We start from the raw sequence: 17,466 nt of genomic DNA on the forward strand, positions 1-17,466 counted from the left end.
ATAAGATAAGTCGCCATGCGCGCCACTTTCGCGCACGCTCGACCCCGCAACGATACGGAGCGACCTCGCGTGCAGACAGCGACCACGCAAGCAGCCAGAGATAACAAGGCGTCTTCCGGCGCGTCCGAACTGAAAACGCGCCACATTTCCATGATCGCCTTTGGCGGCGTGATCGGCGCTGGGCTGTTCGTCGGCAGCAGCGCCGCCATAGCAGGAGCAGGACCCGGCGTTTTGCTGACCTTCGCCTTCACCGGCGCGCTGGTGGTCACGGTCATGCGGATGCTCGGTGAAATGCTGCTCGCACGGCCGGGGCTGGGCTCATTCGTCGACTACATCCGTGCGGGCTGCGGCGACGCCGCCGGTTTTGTATCTGGCTGGCTTTACTGGGGCTTTTGGGTGGTGACCGTGGGCAGCGAAGCCATCGCGGGGGCGATCCTGCTTCAGGACTGGATCGGCCTGCCCGTCTGGTTGATGGCGACGGCGCTGGTCGCAAGCGTTGCGCTTATCAACCAGACTGCAGTCGGAGTTTTCGGCGAGTTCGAGTTCTGGCTGTCGTTGATCAAGATCGCCTGCATCGTCGTGTTCAGCGTTCTCGGGGCGTCATACCTGTTCGGCCTGCTCGGCGGTCATCCTGCTCCGGTGGCGACCCTCCTTGGTCACGGCGGTTTCTTGCCGCATGGCATGGGGGCGTTGCTGGCAGTGCTGCCGACGGTGCTGTTCTCCATGGTCGGCTCCGAGATCGCGACCGTCGCAGCGGCGGAATCTCATGACGCGCCGCGCAATCTGTCGCGTGTGACGCGGACGATTGGCACGCGGATCACGCTCTTTTACGTCGTCTCGGTGTCGCTAATCCTTTGTATCAAGCCGTGGAGCGACATCCATCCCGGGCAGTCTCCGTTCGTGCTGGCAATGGACGTGATGGGCGTGCCCGGCGCAGCATTCGCGATAAGGCTCGTCGTGTTGAGCGCCGTCCTGTCTTGCCTGAATTCAGCGATGTTCGTCACGGCGCGAACTCTGCGTGGTCTGGCGCTGCGCGGCGAAGCCCCACGTACGCTCGGAAGCCTCTCGTCCGCCGGCGCGCCGCAGGCTGCCGTGCTGGCGTGCAGCGTGTTTGGCCTGCTTGCGGCCTTCTCGTCCATTCTTGCTCCCGGCACGGTCTTCGCATTTCTGCTCGGTGCGACCGGCGCGGTGATGCTGTTCATTTACCTTCTGATCGTCGTCGCGCATCTGCGGATGCGCGAACGCGCCGGGTCACGCTGGGGTTACAGCGCAATCCCGCTGTTTCCTGCGGTCAACTATGCGGCCATCGTCGCCATTGCGTCAGTCACGATAACGATGCTGGCCGACCCTGCGCAGCGCCCTACTGTGCTGGCAAGTCTGGGTTCCGCGCTGGCGGCGTTTCTTGCCTATCATTTCTACTTCGCGGCGCAGAGAGGAAGACGTTAAGAATCGTCACATCGGGACCGCTGCGCATGTCGGTCTTCTCATGCGCCATGCCCGGCGGCTATTGCATGAAACATCATCATCTCGCGCAGGATCGTTTGCCGATGACCAACTCCCCCTTGACGCGGCCACCCGTGCGTCCGTCCTCCGACGCCTCGGCGCAGCTTGAACGTCTGATCGACGTCATGGCGCGCCTGCGCGATCCGGACAATGGCTGCCCCTGGGATGTCGCGCAGACGCCTGCGACCATCGCACCCTACGCCATCGAAGAAGCGTATGAGATCGCCGACGCTATAGACCGAGGCGCCTGGGACGAGACCGCTGACGAGTTGGGCGACCTGTTGCTGCAGGTCGTGTTTCAGGCGCGCATGGCCGAAGAAAGCGGGCGATTCGACTTCTCCACAGTAGCCCGCGCTATCGCCGACAAGATGATCCGCCGCCACCCACATGTTTTCACGGACGAAACGACGGCGGCGCGCGACGACGCCGCGCTGATGGCGCAATGGGAGACCCGCAAGGAGCAGGAACGCATCGCGCGCGCCGAGACCGGCGCTCTCGCTGGCGTTCCCAGTGCGCTTCCGGCGCTACTGCGGGCGCGCAAACTCGCCGCACGTGCGGCCCGCGTTGGGTTCGACTGGCCCGACGTTAAGGGCGTGTTCGCTAAGGTGCAGGAAGAAGTGAACGAGGTCGGCGTCGAACTTGCGAACGGCGACCGGGACGCGCTTGAGGATGAGATCGGCGATCTGCTGTTCGCCACAGCCAGCCTCGCCCGACGGCTGGAGCTTGACCCGGAAGCGTGCCTGCGCCGCGCGAACGACAAGTTCTCCCACCGGTTTCAGGCGCTTGAGGCCATTCTCGCAGAACGGGGCCTTACACCATCAGGCAGGTCGGTCGATGAACTCGACGCCGTATGGAACGAGGTCAAGGAGCGCGAGCGCGCCGGGAAGGCGCGCTCAGCCTGAGCGCCAGGGCGCCTTATGCGCCGAAGATTTCCTTCAGCTTCTCAGCCATGACCTGCGCGTCAGGCTTTTTGCCCATCCACTGCTCGACGCCTATCACGCCCTGATTCACCAGCATGCCCAGACCATCCAATGTGGTGCAGCCCTTCTTGGCCGCCGTCCGTAAAAGGCGTGTTTTTGGCGGATTGAAAATGACGTCGGCGACGATCTCCACTCCGCCGAGAGTCTCAACGTTCACGTCCGGCATCGCCTCAGCGTCGCCAAGACCGACCGGAGTGGCGTTGATGAGGATCTCAATGCCCTCTGGGACATCGATGTCCCCGTCCCAAGGTAGGGCGCTCGCTGAGGATTTCGTGTTTTCAGCAAGAAGCTTTGCGATCTCCTCAGCCTTTGAGACATCGCGGCTTGCGATCGCGACAGACGCGGCTCCGGCTAGCCCCAGTTCCACGGCGATCGCACGCGCTGCGCCGCCCGCTCCAAGCAACAGCACTCGCTTGCCCGCAGGATCGGTCACGCTCTTGAGCGATTCCAGAAAGCCCTTTCCGTCCGTGTTGTCGCCGGTCAGCTTGCCGTCACTGATTGAAACGCAGTTGACTGCGCCTATCAGCTTCGCGGCGTCGGTCACGCCGTCAAGGTGCTGGATGACCGACACCTTGTGCGGCATGGAGCAATTGAAACCCACCCATTCCATAGCCTTAGCGCCTGCGACCGCGCTGGCGAGATTTTCCGGCTTCACGTCGCAATTGACGTAGCGCGCGTTCGTGCCGTCGCTTTCCCACGCGGCTTCAATCATCGCGCCCGTCGGGTTGTCCTTGCAGGGGGTCGAGAACGATCCGGTGAGAATGGCGCGGAAGTTCTGGTCCGACATGCTGAGATCTCCTTTGTCGAGACGTTGTGCCAGTGCGCACAGTCATGAAAATGACTCTGGGCGGCAAAGGTTCTGCCACGGAATGACAGCGGACCGTCCGGACGGTCCGCCTGACCTGATCATGTCACCGCCGTGCGTGATCGCTCTTTCGAGCAAGTCATCAGAACGTCGCGTTGATCATCCCACCGTCGAGCAGAACGTTTTGTCCGACCATAAAGCCGACATGCTCGCTGCACAGGAAAGCGCCGACAGCGCCGAAGTCCTGTGCACGACCGAGATGCCCTGTCGGGATGCTTGCCGCAAGATCGGCGCGGGCTTGTTCGTAAGAAACGCCACGATTGCGCGCATCGCTCTCGATACGCCCCGACAGCCTGTCCGTCTCGTGCATGCCGGGAAGAAGATTGTTGATGACAACGCCATGTTTTGCAACCTGCCGCGCTGTTCCCGCGACATAGCCCGTCAGCCCGCAGCGCGCGCCCGTCGAAAGTCCCAGATTGCCGATCGGCGCTTTCACTGAGGATGACGTGATGTTGACCACCCTGCCCCATCCGCGTTCGATCATCCCCGGCAACACGGCCTTGATCAGCATGATCGGCGTCAGCATGTTGGCGCCGACGGCGCTCAGCCAGTCTTCTTCCGACCAGTCGCTCCACATTCCCGGCGGCGGTCCACCCGCGTTGTTGATCAGGATATCAGCGGCGGGCTCGGTCTCCAGCAGCTGCGCCCGCCCCTGTTCAGTCGTCACGTCAGCAGCAACGGTCTTGATGGAAACGGCGTAGCGTTCAGACAAATCGGCCGCCGTCGCCTCCAGAGCCTCTGCCCCTCGGGCGTTCAACGTCAGATGCACGCCAGCCGCCGCCAGTTTCTCGGCGACGCCACGCCCAAGTCCTTTGGACGCGGCGCATACGATCGCCTTACGTCCTGCAATGCCGAGATCCATCGTTCACTCTCCCTGAAACGCTGGCGCAGCTTAGTCGCGCGCGCCGCGTAACCGCAATTCGGCGCGTAACGCGTCCGCCACGGCGCGAACCGGGGTCCGCCATGCCCTCTCCGGAAGGGCCGGCTCTACCTGCTGGAACATGCGCAGAGACGGGTACCAGAGATTACGTTGTTCTCCACTCTCGTCTTTCGCCCACGAGCCCGCGGCCCACCGCCAGTCGCCACCATATCGATTCAGCAACCAGACCGGCTTGCCCATCGCGCCTGCAAGATGCGCAATAGCGGTGTCCACCGTGATAACGAGGTCGAGTTCTCCGACGATGGCCGCCGTCTGCGCCATATCTCCCTCGGGCAACGGAACAACGTTTGGCGGGCAGGCTCCCGGCTGGAGAGAGCGCCATTCGACGTTTCCGATCGCCAGCAGATCGGCAAGCTCTTCCCATCCAATTGAGCGGCGCCTGTCGAAACGGTAAGAGGAATTTCCTGCGCTGCAAACGCCTATTTTCATGACAGAACAATTCCGTCCATCTTTCCACCCCGTACCCAGATAAGGCAGAAAAGGCGGCGGCCGTCCTGCATCGAGCAGAAACGGCAGGCTTAGAACGGACGCATGGGCGCTTGAGGCCTCGCCATCGTGCGCGTCGGCCGAAATCGTCAGCCTTCCAGACTCCCTGCTGCGCGCCCAGTTCGGCGCCGAGACGCCACGTTCAAGCAAGGCGATCATCGTCGGCGGCGCTTGAAGATGAACGGGCGCGCGCTCAAGCGTCGCTGGCACAAAACGCAGGAACTGGATGAAATCGCCCAGCCCCTGCTCCGCGGTGAGCAAAACGCGACCCGCCTGCGGTCTACCGTCCCAACGAGACAATTCCGTCCCCGGCAAAGGCGGCATGAACGCCAGCCGCGCTTCGAAATTCCGCCAACCGTCCCTAAATCGACCTTCGGCCAAATCGAGCGTTCCAAGATTGAACCACGCACGAGCGGCGTCCCGGCCGTCAGGCCGCGCTGTGATAACCGAAGCGAACAGGCCGCGCGCAGCGTCCCGGTCTCCGAGTTCACCAAGCAACGTGCCTCTGTTCAGGGCGATCAGCGGATCGTCCGGCCGTAACGCGGAGGCTCGCAGGAAGGCCGCGTCGGCGCCCGACAGGTCTCCGCACGCCATCCTTACCAACCCGAGATTCGTTTGTGTTTCGGCTGAATTCGGAGAGGCGATGGCGGACGCCTCCAGCGCTTCGGCCGCCTCCCCCATGCGGCCAACGTCGAACAACGCAGCGCCATGGTTGGCCAACGCTGCGGGATCGTCGGGAAGTCTCTCCCGCACTTCGGCGAACGTCTGCTCCGCTTCCTCCGCCCGTCCGAGCCGCCGCAGCAGTTCCGCCTTATGCTGGCGGGTCACGACGTCGCCCGCGACAGCGAGTGTCACGGCGTCCTCATACGCCATGAGCGCCGCGTCGCCCTTCCCCCACCGTTCAAGCAACCGTCCATAGACCAGCCTGAAACCGGCCTCGGCGGGCCGCATCCGTATCACGTCGCGCAACGTCTCCATGGCTTCGTCCATCCGCCCAAGCGCCTCCAGCGCCTGCGCGAGGGCGAGACGCGGGGAGGCCTCGTCCGGGGCGGCGAGAGTCGCCACATGCAGGGCGGCGCGAGCCGGCTCAGCGTGGCCAAGGGCCAGCAGCGAAAGCCCCAGCGTGACATGCAGGGCCGCACTGGCCCGGTCCGTCGTCGAGGAAAACCTGACAGCCTTTCCCGCGTAGGCGACCGCCGCGTCGTAACGCCCCACCTGATGTGCTGTTCTGGCAAGCGCATGCAGAACATCGGCGTTCTCCGGCTCCCGCGCCAGAACAGCGCGCAGATCGTCGAAGGCTCCTGCCGCGTCGCCAACCTCCAGACGTCCGAGCGCCACAGTGATTTCCGCGGGAATGTCACCTGTCACGCTGTTTTCCTTCACCATGCGGGCGCATCGCGGACCATAAATTCCTCAGACCACTGCAGGGGGGTAAAATATACCCTTTGCAGCCTCTTCCGAAGACCTGCTCCGCGGAATTACGCACCGGCAGGGAGACTCTGAGAGGCGGCCCTATCAGATGGCGAACGGTCTCTCGGTTTATCCGCGCAGGAATTTGAAGCGTGCTTCTGCTTCCCGTCCCCGCACCGCTACACGGAAAGAATCCTACGGCGTGTTGTCAGTTAAGGAGGACGTCCCCCCCCCCCTCAAAGCCGGGAAAACAGACATCATAAAGCGCTAGAAAGTACCGCCCTCATGGTCTTCTCCGCTATTGGGAGAAGCCTGAACCTTCATGATGCGGCGAGATTCAAAAAAGCAACGACAGATCATTTCGCTGTCGAACACGGTCGGTCAAGGACATGGCCGGCCGTGGTGGCGCAGGTCTCAGGTTATCCGGAAACTTTGCAAAATCTTTGTGAACTGCGGCTCTATCTCGGAGAAATGATCCTGACTTGCGGTCGCTGTGGAGATGACGACAGTTTTTTCGCCTGCATAGGCGTAGGTGATCGACTGTGTGACGGGAACGCCGCCCGACGTCCACGCGATGGTCAGTTCCACTGTAAGCCGCGCACTCGTCGCGCGGCGCAGGGAGACCTCTCGAAAATCAGCGAGCGCCGTCTCCATCTGGTCGATCTGGCGATCGACGAACTCGTGCAGCCGCTCGATGCGATCCTCAGGCAGGCTGTCCGACAGCGTCTCTCTCGTGATCACGAGATTTGGCGTCAGGCCGGAAGGTGACGGGGCGCTGGCGGAGACAATGAGCATCGACGCGTCGCGCCATCCCTCGGGGCAGGTGATGGTCATCCCCTGAAGAGACATAGGTCGTTCTCCGTTCGACATCAGCGTTGCGCTCCCGGCGGCGGCCATTTGCCCGCCTTGTCCAGAGCGAGAATTTGATCTGGGTCTGGCGGTGGAAGCGGGAAACCCCTTGCCCTCAGTTTTTCGATGACCCGAAGTCGGGCTTGATCTTCATTGGATCCGCGCAAAACTAAACTAGTCAAAGCATATCCGCCTGCCACAACACCAAATTTATCATGAGCCCAGATATCAGCGCCATGATCGATGAGGATTTCCACGACAGGCCATTGATCTGTTTCTGCTGCGTTTATCATCGGCGTTGATCGATCTTCTGGCGCACGCTCATTAAGGCCGATGCCTTGAGCTGCCAGCTTTCGCACTTCGTCCGTTTCCGAGTTCATCACAGCGCCGATCATCGGGATGTGAGGATAGTTGGGATCGACCTCTCCGACCTTGCGATCATCGTGATGCTGGCTCACGGCATGTTCCTTTTTCTTGCACGCGGCGCAGCACAGGCAGACCGCGAGAATGACGGGCAGGACGCGCATCACAGGCATCCGTTTCTGGCGAGAGACCGCCGAATCTGGCGCTGGCGTTGGCTGAGAGCTTCGTTGACGTTGTCCATGAAGTGAAGCAGAACGTCGCCCACCCCGGCGCCGATGATGGACGCCCGCAGCCATCCGGCGGCGTTGACCTTCCAGCGCGGATCTGTGGCCGCACTGAAAAGACTGGGTGGGTCGAGCGCCCAGGTTCTGGTCGCCGCCGCCTCAGGGATCGGCAATGTCGACTGAACGCCATGCAGGATCTCCCCCTTGACGTAAATTTCGTCAATGTCGGCGTTCACAGGATGCGCTACGGTTTTGGCGTTCAGACCTGCCGGATTTAACGTCGTGGCTGGCAAACCCGTCGCTCTCGCAGCTGCCGACGCAAGGCCGCCGCCGAGGGAGTGGCCGGTGAAATGAGCGCCAGCACCGGCCGGTGAAAGTCTTACACGCTGGGCTATCTTTTGCGCCTGATCATAGTAGAAAGTGTCGTGACCTAGGCCCTGCGCAAAGTTGGTTTTCCAGTCCTCACCACTGCTGGTGCCCTTGAAGGCGACGATCGGCGCATTGGTCTTGTTATTGATAAACACCGCAGCCCTGAAGTCGGTCGGCTTGTTGGTCTTAGGGTTTGTGGGATGCTCGAGCATTTCCGGCGACAAACGTAACTTCCTCAAATCTTCGTCTGTCGCATTGCGATACCCGTCTGGCGGCGTCCGGCTTTCGGGAGGATCGTAGGCGGCGCTTGCGGCCTGCGCGTCGATGCGGAACCGTTCGAACGTCGCGGCTTCCCCGCGCAGAGCGGAGCATACTGGCGATTGCCGCGGTCCCCCAATTAGGACGTTGGGCGATCCGATGCGGATCGCCGCGCCGCAGCCCATCAGATCGGCGACGCGGGCGGCCGGTTGCCCGTTGATGAACACGGTCGCAGCCCCGGTAGCCACCGGGATTGGCGCGCCGGCGTGTAGCGCGCATTCGCCTGTGGCGAGGCCCACCATCGCCGCGGGCAGACCGTTGACGAAGGTGTTCCTCGAGCCGGTCGTGATGACGCCGGTGACTGGTCCTGCAAACCTGCTGCCAATCGCAGCGCCCAACCCGGTGGTCGCCAGAGCCGCACCAACGGCCAGCGCGCCCAGCCCGCCTGTCGCAATGACGCCCAGCCCTATCGCGGCGCCAATCGCAAGCCCGGCGGCGAGACCTTCGAGCGTCGCCGCATGGCCGAAAGAATCCGTGACCCGGGCGGCGGGTTGCGTGCTCATAGAAAACGTCCGCTCCTTCGCCACCTGTAACTGACACGACGACAGGCCCTGCGACAGCCACAGCGCCTGCGGCGGTCATAAGGCCCTGCAATGAGCAGATTTTAACGTCGCGCGGCGATCCAGGCAACGTGAGGTTCCGCAGTCGCGGCTCCCACTCAGCCGCAATGGCTATATCCATATCCTCCTTAACTGACGACACGCCGTAATCTGAAACCAGCCTTTTCGCCGCCCACGCACCACCGTATTGGTTGCCTTGCCGCCTGCATGCGCTTGCGCCGCGCGCGAGAACTGATGGCTACCGATGGAGATGACCGGTCATGACTGCTTACGAAACGCTCGAGCGCCTGTTCGCCCGTCTTTCCGCGTTGGGGGACGCGCAGGGCGTGCTGTCATGGGATCGCGACGTGATGATGCCGGATGGAGCCGCCGAACGTCGGGGCGCAACCATGGCCACTCTGGAAGGTCTGCGACACGAGCTTCTGACCGCGCCTGAAACGCAGGAACTGCTGGAACGCGCCGATCCTGGCGACGATCCATGGCGAGCGGCCAATCTCGCAGAAATGCGGCGCCTGCACACCCGCGCGGTCGCCGTTCCTGGCGATCTTGTCGAGGCATTGTCCAAGGCCAGTTCCCGTTGTGAAATGATCTGGCGGGGAGCGCGCGCCAACAGCGACTTCGCCGCCTTGCTCCCGGACCTTCAGGTCGTACTGGACCTGACGCGCGAAGGCGCCGTGGCGACTGGCGAGGCGCTATCCCTCTCCCCCTACGACGCGCTGCTGGACGCCTTCGATCCCGGAATGCGCCGCGACGTCATTGCGCCGATTTTCGACAAACTTGGGCGGGAACTGCCTTCGCTGCTGCAAGCTGTGCTGGACAGGCAATCCGCCCGATCGAACGCCGAGGCGGGCCCGGGTCGCGCGCCGTTTCCTGTCGCAGCGCAGGAAGCGTTCGGGCGAACCATGATGGAGGCGGTAGGCTTCGACATGACTCGCGGAAGACTGGATGTCAGCACCCACCCCTTCTGTGGCGGCGCCACCGACGACGTCCGCATCACGACGCGTTATGACGAAGCGAATTTTCTGCCAGCCTTTCTGGGCGTCGTGCACGAAACCGGGCACGCTCTTTACGAACAGGGACTGCCCAGGGCATGGACCGGGCAGCCGGTTGGAACGGCGCGCGGCATGACGATGCACGAAAGCCAGTCGTTATTTCTGGAGATGCAGATCGCGAGATCACCCGCCTTCGCATCGTTCGCGGCGCCAGCGATGGAGCGTGCTTTCGGTGGCGAGGGATGGAGTTCGGACGCGCTCTATCGCCGCATGACGAACGTCGAGCCCGGCTTCATCCGCGTCGATGCGGACGAAGTGACGTATCCTGCGCACATCATCGCGCGCTACGAACTCGAAAGCGCGATGGTCGACGGGACGCTCGCCCTTCGTGATCTGCCTGAGGCGTTCAACGCCCGAATCAAGGCGCTCCTTGGCCTCACTGTTCCTGATGATCGCCGCGGATGCCTGCAGGACATTCACTGGCCGCTCGGACTATGGGGATATTTCCCCTGTTACGCTCTCGGCGCGCTGACGGCAGCGCAACTGAAGGAAGCGGCGACGGCGGCCCTGCCCGACCTTGACAGTTCAATTCGTCGGGGAGAGTTCGGCGATGTTGTCGGCTGGCTGCGCAAGGCGGTGCATGAAAGGGCGAGCAGCGCCTCCACGATGGAGATTATCGCGGACGCCACAGGCCGCCCGCTTGGCGCCGGGGCTTACCTGCGTCACATCCGTGAGCGATATCTGGCGGACTAACAGAAATTCAGAAACGCGGGCCGGGACCGGGTCCCTGACAGAACAGACGTCCCAGTTCCGCATGCGCGAACGCTTGTATGCGGCGCTCGACTCCCAATCGATACCCATGCAGCGCCAGCGCCAGCACGCCGAACACCGCAAGCGTCGTAAACAGCGCCGCCCGGCTTTCCGCCTGCTCCCGCGCCAGCCCCCGACGCAGGGTGACGGCCACGCATAGCCCGATGAAACCGCCGAGTGTCACCTCCGGGACCGTATGCACGCCCAGAGCGATTCGGGAGGTTGCGAACGCGATAGCCAGCAGCACCACGCCGCATGCGAACACGACGTCGCTGCCGCAGAAGAGTGCAAGAAGGCCGCCATAGACCATCGTGCCAGCCATAGAGTGACCGCTAGGGCTGTAGATAACGCGATGTTGGGGAACGCCGCAGCGTTCAAACCACAGCTTCAACAGCAGAATCAGCAGCGAACCGGCGGCCATCGCGACGCCCCACGCGCGGGCGTCGCGCGGACGCCCCAGCGCCAGCAAAACGAAAAAAACTGCGATTTCCAACGGGATCAGAAGCCCCTGATCCGCGAAATCCGTGAACGCACCAATCATTCGATAACGATCACTCCGCGGCGAGCAACGCCCCTACCGGAACTGCTGTCGCCGCCCGGTTGAGCATCTGGACGCGCACAATGGCCGCAATCGCCACCGCGATCAGCACATAGAAATCCGGCAGGCCTATGGTCGGACCGGAGATGCACGCGGCCGTCAGACGACCGGCGAGCGCCGCCATGACGCCCTCCACCACCATGGTTTCAGGCGACCCCGGCGCAGCGCGCAAGGCCCATGCGGCGGATTTCATAAGTCTCCAGTCAAAAACCGCAAGACAGATGACGCCGACGGCGCCCACAGTCGCCAACAGACCGGGGATGAGGCTGGACGAACGATTGCTGCCCCATCCGACCCCCAGCCCGTAGGTCTCGGCGAAGGCCGTAAGAGAGTCGGCGTCGGCCTGCGAACGTTCCTGATACGACACGCTGTTCTTTTTTTCCGCCGTGCTCGACGCGATCATCTGCGCGCTTTCCACGGTGTGGGGAGAGAACGTCGCCAGGGCCAGACCGCCGACGCCCAGAAGCACGGCGCAGATCATAGCCAGTTGCCCGATCCGTCCAAGCAGGCGCGCGGCGCCTGTCGCCACGACCATGATCGGCATCAGCAGCGCCCCGACCGCGACAGCGGCGAACCCGGTCGTCGAGGTCGTCAGGCACATGCCCAAAGCGGAGGCCGCGATGAGCAGGCGGGAGAAGCGAACCTTGTAGCCTTTCAACGTCACCCAGACCGTCGAGAACAGAATGCCCGCGAGATATGACGCACAGGCTGACGGTTCGCTGAAGGTCGCGTTGATACGCGGCACTGGCCCCGCCATCTGGTTATCCAGCACAGCCCATCCGGTGTTCGAGTAGAAGAACGTCTTGGGGAACGGCAAGCCGCCCACTCGGCTGCCGAACTGCCAGACGCACAGGACCACCACCAGCCACCCTGCGGCGAGATACGCATAATACAGGCGGCTGAGTTTGACCTGCCATCGGGTCAGGTACTGCGCGGCGAGAACCATCAGCAACACGTTCAGCAGCAGGTATGTGTCCTGCGAGATATTGCCGAAAGTCGGCGTCAGCAGGACCTGACCGCCAACCAGATCCTGCTTCTGTGGCCAAACGTGAACCTGATTCCGAAACAGTCGCGGCATGACGATGGAGCCGACCAGCGCCCACGCTGTGGCCAGCATCATGGGGCCGCATAACCGTGACGCCGAGTCCTGTCCCGGGTACCGGGCGCCGAGAAGCTTTTGCAGCACGACATAGGAGATAAACGCGAGGCCGGGGACAAGTGACGGCTGCAGACAGACGCTGCCGAGCGTGAGAGCGGAAGCCGCCGGAAAAATTCCGGCGACCAGAAGCAGGCCGAGCATCCGGTCCGGTCTCGCCCATAGCAGGAAGCATAGCGGAAACAGGATGGCGCCCATCAAAGGCACGGTCATCGAAATCGGCCTCCACCTGGCGTTAACCCCGCAACGCGCAACGAAATCATGGTCTGCGCCATAGAGACATGGTTTAGCCGAGGGGGCTGGCGACTAAAAATAAATCCGGCAAGCGATTATTCGGCCTCAATCGTCATACTCGTCAACGGATCCGACATGCGCGGCGTCGGCAGGCCCTGATCCAGAAGCCCTTCCACCAGTTCGGTCACGTGCTGACGAAATGCCTCCTCCGAAAACCGCAGGGCGTTGCGGCGACAGTTTTCCGACGTGATCGACGCGCCAATGGCCTCAAACCGCTGGACCGCTGCGACGATCGCGTCGGCATCCTGCGTGTCGAACAGGACGCCGGTACATCCTTTCGGATCCCCTTCCGGACGCACGATATCCAACGCTCCGCCGCGCCCGAAGGCGATAAGCGGCGTCCCGCAGGCTTGCGCCTCCACCAGCGCGATGCCGAAATCTTCCTCGGCGGCGAATACGAACGCCTTGGCGCCCTGCATCAGGGCCAGCAACTCGTCGTGCGGCACTTTGCCTTTCACCGTAATATTCGGCGAGGCAGCGGCCAGTTCGACGATCTTGTCATGATCAGGACCACCGCCCACGACCATAAGCCTGTGTTGTGGCATCTTGCGGAACGCTTCCACGACGAGATCAACGCGCTTGTAAGGAACCTGTCGCGCAGCGACGATGTAGGACGAACGTTTGGTTTCCGCGACCTGAAAGCGTTCGATTTCCACCGGAGGGTGGATAACCAGCGCGTCACGCCGATACACCTTGCGAATGCGCCGCGCGATATAGGAAGAATTGGCTACAAACACATCAACGCCTGAAGCGGCGCGGACGTCCCATGTCCGGATTCGGTGCAGCATCCAGCGCACGAACATCCCCTTCAGGCCGCGTTCAAGCCCGCTCTGACGAAGATAGGCCGCCTGCATGTCCCATGCGTAACGCATCGGCGAGTGCACGTAGCAGATATGGAACTGGTCGGGCCCGGTGATGATGCCCTTCGCCACAGCGTGGTGGCTGGACACGATCAGGTCGAATTTGGCCAGGTCGAACTGCTCAACCGCGATGGGCATCAACCCCAGGTAATTTCGGAAATACTTGCGCGCGAAGGGCAGTTTCTGGACAAATGTGGTGGTGACCTTGCGACCGCCCAAGAAGCCGCGCTCTTCTGGAGGAAGAAAGTCGACCACCGCGAATATTTCGGCCTGCGGGAAGATTTTAAGCAGCTCGGCGACGACCCGCTCCGAACCGGCGTAGTGCTCAAGCCATTCGTGGATGATGGCTACTTTCACTTGCGAGATCGGTGTCGTCATATCGCTTCCTCACTGGCGTCGGCAGTCTGGCCGTCCTGTTTCCGGTCGTGTTTGGCTCCGCGCCGGAACCACGGCTTGTCAGATGTTGCTTTTAAATCGCGTAGGGCCTGTTAAATCTTCGTCAATTAGGTTCCGACAATGATCGGACGGATTCTTTGCGGTGAGCTGACGACAATGAGCCAGCCTTCTTCCAGCGATACCATAGCCCCTCGCCCTGCGGTCTCAGGCGAAGCCGCCAAAGCCGACGAACGGACTTCTACGGCACGCGGCGTGGTGCTTGGCGTCGTACTGGGTCTACTCGCGTGGATTCCTATTATCGGCGGCCTGATCGCCGCCTTAAGGTAGTTTCCAGCGAAGAGCCGCAATGAGTTCCGACGTCGATCCTGACGCCATACCCTCCGGATCTGTTCCGTCCTAGAAGTGCCTTTCGTAAATCTTGATGACGTCGCCAGGTTTCACGTAATCTTGGGGCTTCAGTTTACCGACGACTGTATGATCGCCCTCCTGCCGCAGGACATAGGCGCGACTTTCAAGCGAACGGTAGGTAAACCCTCCAGCCGAAGCTACGGCAGTCAACATCGTCATGCCTGGCTGGTAAGGATACTGTCCGGGACGGGTGACTTCGCCTAGAACGGACACCATGCGGTACGCGGTAATTTCGACCGACACTTTCGGGTCACGCAGCATCCGCGATTTTTCCAGCGCCTCCGCGACCTCGCTCGCGAACTGCCGGGTCGTAAAGCCAGCGGCCTGCAATCCATCGGTTAGCGGAAACGCCACCTTACCGTTGCTGTCGACCCTGAAATCAGAAGTCAGCTGGTCCTGCCCATATGTGATGACGCGAATTTCGTCATCGACACCGAGCTTGTATTGGCCCGGATCGTACGGCGGCGCTGGTTTCAGGTCGTATCCACCCGCACAGCCAGCAGCCGATAACGCCACACTTCCTAGCAAAGCCGCCGCACGAACCGACCGACCGAAGCTATATCCCGACGAAAGCATCATCCGACTTCCCTGCTGAAAACGAAAATTGGCTTAAAGAGCGAAATGCACGCTGAGCTGGGCCATGTGCACCGGGAACATCGCGCTCTGATAAACACTTTGACTCAGGTAACTGTAATTGGCCGTCACCGAGAGATGACGGTTCAGAAAAATCTGCCCGCTGAGGCCGAAGCCGTAAGTATTCTGGTCGCTCGCCACTTGATAGACAGGCGTCCCCTTCAACGCTGCAGGCGTCGCAGGATAAGACGCCTTGCTGACCTGCGCGTTGAACGTCAGCAGCACGTTGCGTTGCAGCGCATGCGTCACGACAAGCGTGGCCGCAGTATTCGTGAAGCCGACGACGCCTTCGAATGCGCTGTCCTCAATGCCGTGCCGCACGCTGAGCACGGCGCTGGTAAGACGGGTCGGCGACCAACTAAGCTGGGCCTCAGCCACAGGCGATGTGATCTTCCCATAAAGCGTCGAGGCATAGCGACGCATCTGGTAGCCAAGAAGCGCGCGAAACTTGATCGGCCCCTTCCAACCCGCATCGTAGCCACCCAGAATGGAAAAACCGTTCGAATTTCGACTGGGATATCCGGACGCTGGCGTATCGTAACGAATTTCTGTCCCCTGCGCGACCACAAGAAGATGCGTCTCCGCCATCAGCTCATACCGGCTGGTGACGCCTTCGTTGATGACGACGCGGTTGCGATATGTCTGGTTTGTGTAGGCGCCCGCATTATTCACCATTGCCGGGCGCCCGAACGCATAGCGCTGCGCTTCTACGAAAGGTTGGAAACTGGCTCTTCCATGCGTGTGCACCAGATAGCTGATGCGCCCGTCTTCGACAGTATACGGCACCGGGCTGCTCAAGATCAGAGCGCCCGCTTCCGACGGCATCTGCACCAGCGAAAGATGGGTGTAGGAGAAACCCAGCTCGTCTCGACCAAAATAATGCGTGCCGCCGACATTCGCGGTCCAGGTCGTTCGGTTCTGGACCGACCGGGAAGGGTAGCGCGTATCCGACACGCTTATGTCCCCGTGCGCCTGATCGTTGTGCGGAAAGCGCGAAACGACCGACAGATGACCCTGCGTGTTGATCACCGCGCTCGAATGCGCGGCAGGGAGCATATCGACGTTGCTGTCATAACCGCCGCCCTCGGAACCATCCAGATTCACGATGACGGGGCCAGACTGGAAACCCTGCGGCTGGTAAGCGCCCGCTGCCCTGACCTGTGTGGGTTCCGTGCTCAACTCTCCCGCGCCACTGCCCAGAGCGGGGAAATAGTTTTGGATCACCTGCGCATTGGCGGCGAAAGGAAGCATGAAGAGCGCAATCCCACATGCTGCGGCCAGGGTCGGCGCGCCAACCTTTTGGTGCATGCCCGACTCTTCAGTGTGTTTGAAATACAGCACGAATCTCCGACCCACCAAAGAAGCCCAGTTCTTAACGCGCCATTTCCGGCAATACAAACGCGTCTCAGGCGCCAAATCACTTTAACGACGATTTTACGATGAGTGCGGACCGGGATCGTTAATTCTTCGTTATACTGCACAACTTGCCGCTCGGCGCGCATGATTTTGCTGCCAAACAGACGTTGTTGTCGTAATAAGGAGGCATGCAAAACGCATGCAGCGCGACGACGCGGTCGGGTTCAGGCAACCGACGGTCACGCCAGTGGCGCCGGAATCTGCGCGCTATTTCATGGGCGGTCACTCGCTCTCAATTTCGCAATGGAGTCTGTGCCCCATGAGCGCGTCCATTTCCGGCGCCCAGACCAAACGTCATCCCGAAGCAGCGGGATCGGCGTCCGAAGTCCTCAGCACGGCGACGGATTTCTCTCCCGATGAAACGGACGAATCAGTTTTCGCCATGAGCGGTTTTCGTTTCAAAGTCGAACGAAGCGCGAAAGTGATTCTGGATCTTTTCGGAGCAGCATTACTTCTTCTTGCCGCCTCCCCCGTGCTGCTGGCGCTTTGGGTTCTTGTGCGTCTGGACGGCGGTCCGGGAACTTACGGCCACATGCGCGTCGGTCTAAATGGCAAAAAATTTCCGTGCCTGAAATTCAGAAGTATGGTGGTTAACTCTGCTCAGGCGCTTGACGATATTCTTGCAAGCGACCCGGTTGCCGCGGCGGAATGGGCCGCGACGCGCAAGTTGAAGAACGATCCCAGGATCACCCCCGTAGGACGTTTCTTGCGCAAAACGAGTCTCGACGAATTGCCGCAACTGCTGAACGTGCTCCGCCTTGAGATGAGTCTGGTCGGCCCTCGGCCCGTCGTTGAATCAGAGCTGGATTATTACGGGCGTAACGCGCGATATTATCTGGCGGTTCGGCCTGGCGTGACAGGCTTGTGGCAAGTGAGCGGACGTAGCGACACCAGTTATGGCGAGCGCGTCAGGCTCGACACCGACTACGTGCGAGGATGGACACTTGGGCGGGACGTCATGATTCTTTTGAAGACCCTTCCCGCGGTTCTATTCCAGAAAGGAGCGCATTGATCCGCGCTCCGTTGCCGCAGGCCC

General features: G+C 61.6%; 16 protein-coding genes. 5 read left to right on the forward strand and 11 right to left on the reverse strand.

The genetic code is table 11. The annotated features are described in order from the left end of the window. The first annotated feature begins 150 nt into the window (after positions 1 to 150). A complete protein-coding gene (locus tag G442_RS20165; RefSeq protein WP_371863390.1) occupies positions 151 to 1,446 on the forward strand; it encodes an amino acid permease in 1,296 nt (431 codons plus the stop codon). Between the two features lie 101 nt (positions 1,447 to 1,547). Further along, the gene (mazG, locus tag G442_RS20170) at positions 1,548 to 2,405 is read left to right on the forward strand and encodes a nucleoside triphosphate pyrophosphohydrolase (RefSeq protein ID WP_246789301.1); all 858 of its coding nucleotides are present in this window, start codon (positions 1,548 to 1,550) and stop codon (positions 2,403 to 2,405) included. Positions 2,406 to 2,418: 13 nt separating this feature from the next. Here mazG and aroE read toward each other — a convergent pair whose 3' ends face one another. From aroE to G442_RS23750, 6 genes are all read right to left on the reverse strand, one after another. Next, positions 2,419 to 3,270, reverse strand: coding sequence for a shikimate dehydrogenase (gene aroE, locus G442_RS0100460; RefSeq protein WP_026396394.1), 852 nt, complete (start codon positions 3,268 to 3,270; stop codon positions 2,419 to 2,421). Positions 3,271 to 3,430: 160 nt separating this feature from the next. Beyond that, a complete protein-coding gene (locus G442_RS0100465; RefSeq protein ID WP_026396395.1) occupies positions 3,431 to 4,210 on the reverse strand; it encodes an SDR family oxidoreductase in 780 nt (259 codons plus the stop codon). 30 nt (positions 4,211 to 4,240) lie between these two features. Continuing rightward, on the reverse strand, positions 4,241 to 6,142 hold the full coding sequence (locus G442_RS0100470; protein WP_246789272.1) for a tetratricopeptide repeat protein: 1,902 nt from the start codon (positions 6,140 to 6,142) through the stop codon (positions 4,241 to 4,243). A 456-nt stretch (positions 6,143 to 6,598) separates the two neighbouring features. Next, positions 6,599 to 7,033, reverse strand: coding sequence for a DcrB-related protein (locus G442_RS0100475; RefSeq protein WP_161628304.1), 435 nt, complete (start codon positions 7,031 to 7,033; stop codon positions 6,599 to 6,601). 20 nt (positions 7,034 to 7,053) lie between these two features. Then, positions 7,054 to 7,560 carry an ankyrin repeat domain-containing protein gene (locus tag G442_RS0100480; protein ID WP_026396398.1) on the reverse strand — a complete coding sequence of 169 codons (507 nt, stop codon included), beginning with the start codon at positions 7,558 to 7,560 and terminating at the stop codon, positions 7,054 to 7,056. Continuing rightward, positions 7,560 to 8,810: a PAAR domain-containing protein gene (locus tag G442_RS23750; protein WP_026396399.1), complete on the reverse strand. Its 1,251-nt coding sequence runs from the start codon at positions 8,808 to 8,810 to the stop codon at positions 7,560 to 7,562. Before G442_RS23750 ends, G442_RS0100480 begins: the two co-directional genes overlap by 1 nt. A gap of 317 nt (positions 8,811 to 9,127) precedes the next feature. Between G442_RS23750 and G442_RS0100490 the strand changes: the two genes are divergently transcribed. Beyond that, entirely contained in the window at positions 9,128 to 10,612 is a 1,485-nt protein-coding gene (locus tag G442_RS0100490) for a carboxypeptidase M32 (protein ID WP_026396400.1), read from the forward strand. Positions 10,613 to 10,619: 7 nt separating this feature from the next. Here the strand turns inward: G442_RS0100490 and G442_RS0100495 are convergent, their stop codons facing one another. From G442_RS0100495 to G442_RS20180, 3 genes are all read right to left on the reverse strand, one after another. Further along, positions 10,620 to 11,210: a phosphatase PAP2 family protein gene (locus G442_RS0100495; RefSeq protein ID WP_026396401.1), complete on the reverse strand. Its 591-nt coding sequence runs from the start codon at positions 11,208 to 11,210 to the stop codon at positions 10,620 to 10,622. A 10-nt stretch (positions 11,211 to 11,220) separates the two neighbouring features. After that, positions 11,221 to 12,636 carry a hypothetical protein gene (locus tag G442_RS0100500; protein WP_026396402.1) on the reverse strand — a complete coding sequence of 472 codons (1,416 nt, stop codon included), beginning with the start codon at positions 12,634 to 12,636 and terminating at the stop codon, positions 11,221 to 11,223. A gap of 116 nt (positions 12,637 to 12,752) precedes the next feature. Then, positions 12,753 to 13,955, reverse strand: coding sequence for a glycosyltransferase (locus tag G442_RS20180; RefSeq protein WP_051291763.1), 1,203 nt, complete (start codon positions 13,953 to 13,955; stop codon positions 12,753 to 12,755). Between the two features lie 174 nt (positions 13,956 to 14,129). Between G442_RS20180 and G442_RS24785 the strand changes: the two genes are divergently transcribed. Further along, positions 14,130 to 14,300 (forward strand): hypothetical protein, encoded by a 171-nt coding sequence (locus G442_RS24785; protein WP_170230040.1) that lies wholly within the window; start codon positions 14,130 to 14,132, stop codon positions 14,298 to 14,300. 69 nt (positions 14,301 to 14,369) lie between these two features. Here the strand turns inward: G442_RS24785 and G442_RS0100510 are convergent, their stop codons facing one another. Both G442_RS0100510 and G442_RS0100515 read right to left on the reverse strand, forming a co-directional pair. After that, positions 14,370 to 14,957, reverse strand: a complete 588-nt coding sequence (locus G442_RS0100510; RefSeq protein WP_026396403.1) for a polysaccharide biosynthesis/export family protein — start codon at positions 14,955 to 14,957, stop codon at positions 14,370 to 14,372. Positions 14,958 to 14,990: 33 nt separating this feature from the next. Next, the gene (locus G442_RS0100515) at positions 14,991 to 16,322 is read right to left on the reverse strand and encodes an outer membrane beta-barrel protein (RefSeq protein ID WP_051291764.1); all 1,332 of its coding nucleotides are present in this window, start codon (positions 16,320 to 16,322) and stop codon (positions 14,991 to 14,993) included. A 247-nt stretch (positions 16,323 to 16,569) separates the two neighbouring features. Between G442_RS0100515 and G442_RS0100520 the strand changes: the two genes are divergently transcribed. Then, the gene (locus G442_RS0100520; protein WP_084440271.1) at positions 16,570 to 17,442 is read left to right on the forward strand and encodes a sugar transferase; all 873 of its coding nucleotides are present in this window, start codon (positions 16,570 to 16,572) and stop codon (positions 17,440 to 17,442) included. Positions 17,443 to 17,466 lie beyond the last annotated feature (24 nt).

It is taken from the genome of Acetobacter nitrogenifigens DSM 23921 = NBRC 105050, from assembly GCF_000429165.1.
In the GTDB taxonomy this organism is placed as follows: domain Bacteria; phylum Pseudomonadota; class Alphaproteobacteria; order Acetobacterales; family Acetobacteraceae; genus Acetobacter; species Acetobacter nitrogenifigens.

What these genes read in the sequence shown, in the direction of transcription:
- G442_RS20165 (WP_371863390.1), top strand. Translation starts at nt 151, where the DNA reads ATGATCGCCTTTGGCGGCGTGATCGGCGCTGGGCTGTTCGTCGGCAGC.
- mazG (WP_246789301.1), top strand. Translation starts at nt 1,548, where the DNA reads ATGACCAACTCCCCCTTGACGCGGCCACCCGTGCGTCCGTCCTCCGAC.
- aroE (WP_026396394.1), bottom strand. Translation starts at nt 3,270, where the DNA reads ATGTCGGACCAGAACTTCCGCGCCATTCTCACCGGATCGTTCTCGACC.
- G442_RS0100465 (WP_026396395.1), bottom strand. Translation starts at nt 4,210, where the DNA reads ATGGATCTCGGCATTGCAGGACGTAAGGCGATCGTATGCGCCGCGTCC.
- G442_RS0100475 (WP_161628304.1), bottom strand. Translation starts at nt 7,033, where the DNA reads ATGTCTCTTCAGGGGATGACCATCACCTGCCCCGAGGGATGGCGCGAC.
- G442_RS0100480 (WP_026396398.1), bottom strand. Translation starts at nt 7,560, where the DNA reads ATGCGCGTCCTGCCCGTCATTCTCGCGGTCTGCCTGTGCTGCGCCGCG.
- G442_RS23750 (WP_026396399.1), bottom strand. Translation starts at nt 8,810, where the DNA reads ATGAGCACGCAACCCGCCGCCCGGGTCACGGATTCTTTCGGCCATGCG.
- G442_RS0100490 (WP_026396400.1), top strand. Translation starts at nt 9,128, where the DNA reads ATGACTGCTTACGAAACGCTCGAGCGCCTGTTCGCCCGTCTTTCCGCG.
- G442_RS0100495 (WP_026396401.1), bottom strand. Translation starts at nt 11,210, where the DNA reads ATGATTGGTGCGTTCACGGATTTCGCGGATCAGGGGCTTCTGATCCCG.
- G442_RS0100500 (WP_026396402.1), bottom strand. Translation starts at nt 12,636, where the DNA reads ATGACCGTGCCTTTGATGGGCGCCATCCTGTTTCCGCTATGCTTCCTG.
- G442_RS20180 (WP_051291763.1), bottom strand. Translation starts at nt 13,955, where the DNA reads ATGACGACACCGATCTCGCAAGTGAAAGTAGCCATCATCCACGAATGG.
- G442_RS24785 (WP_170230040.1), top strand. Translation starts at nt 14,130, where the DNA reads ATGAGCCAGCCTTCTTCCAGCGATACCATAGCCCCTCGCCCTGCGGTC.
- G442_RS0100510 (WP_026396403.1), bottom strand. Translation starts at nt 14,957, where the DNA reads ATGCTTTCGTCGGGATATAGCTTCGGTCGGTCGGTTCGTGCGGCGGCT.
- G442_RS0100515 (WP_051291764.1), bottom strand. Translation starts at nt 16,322, where the DNA reads ATGCACCAAAAGGTTGGCGCGCCGACCCTGGCCGCAGCATGTGGGATT.
- G442_RS0100520 (WP_084440271.1), top strand. Translation starts at nt 16,570, where the DNA reads ATGCAGCGCGACGACGCGGTCGGGTTCAGGCAACCGACGGTCACGCCA.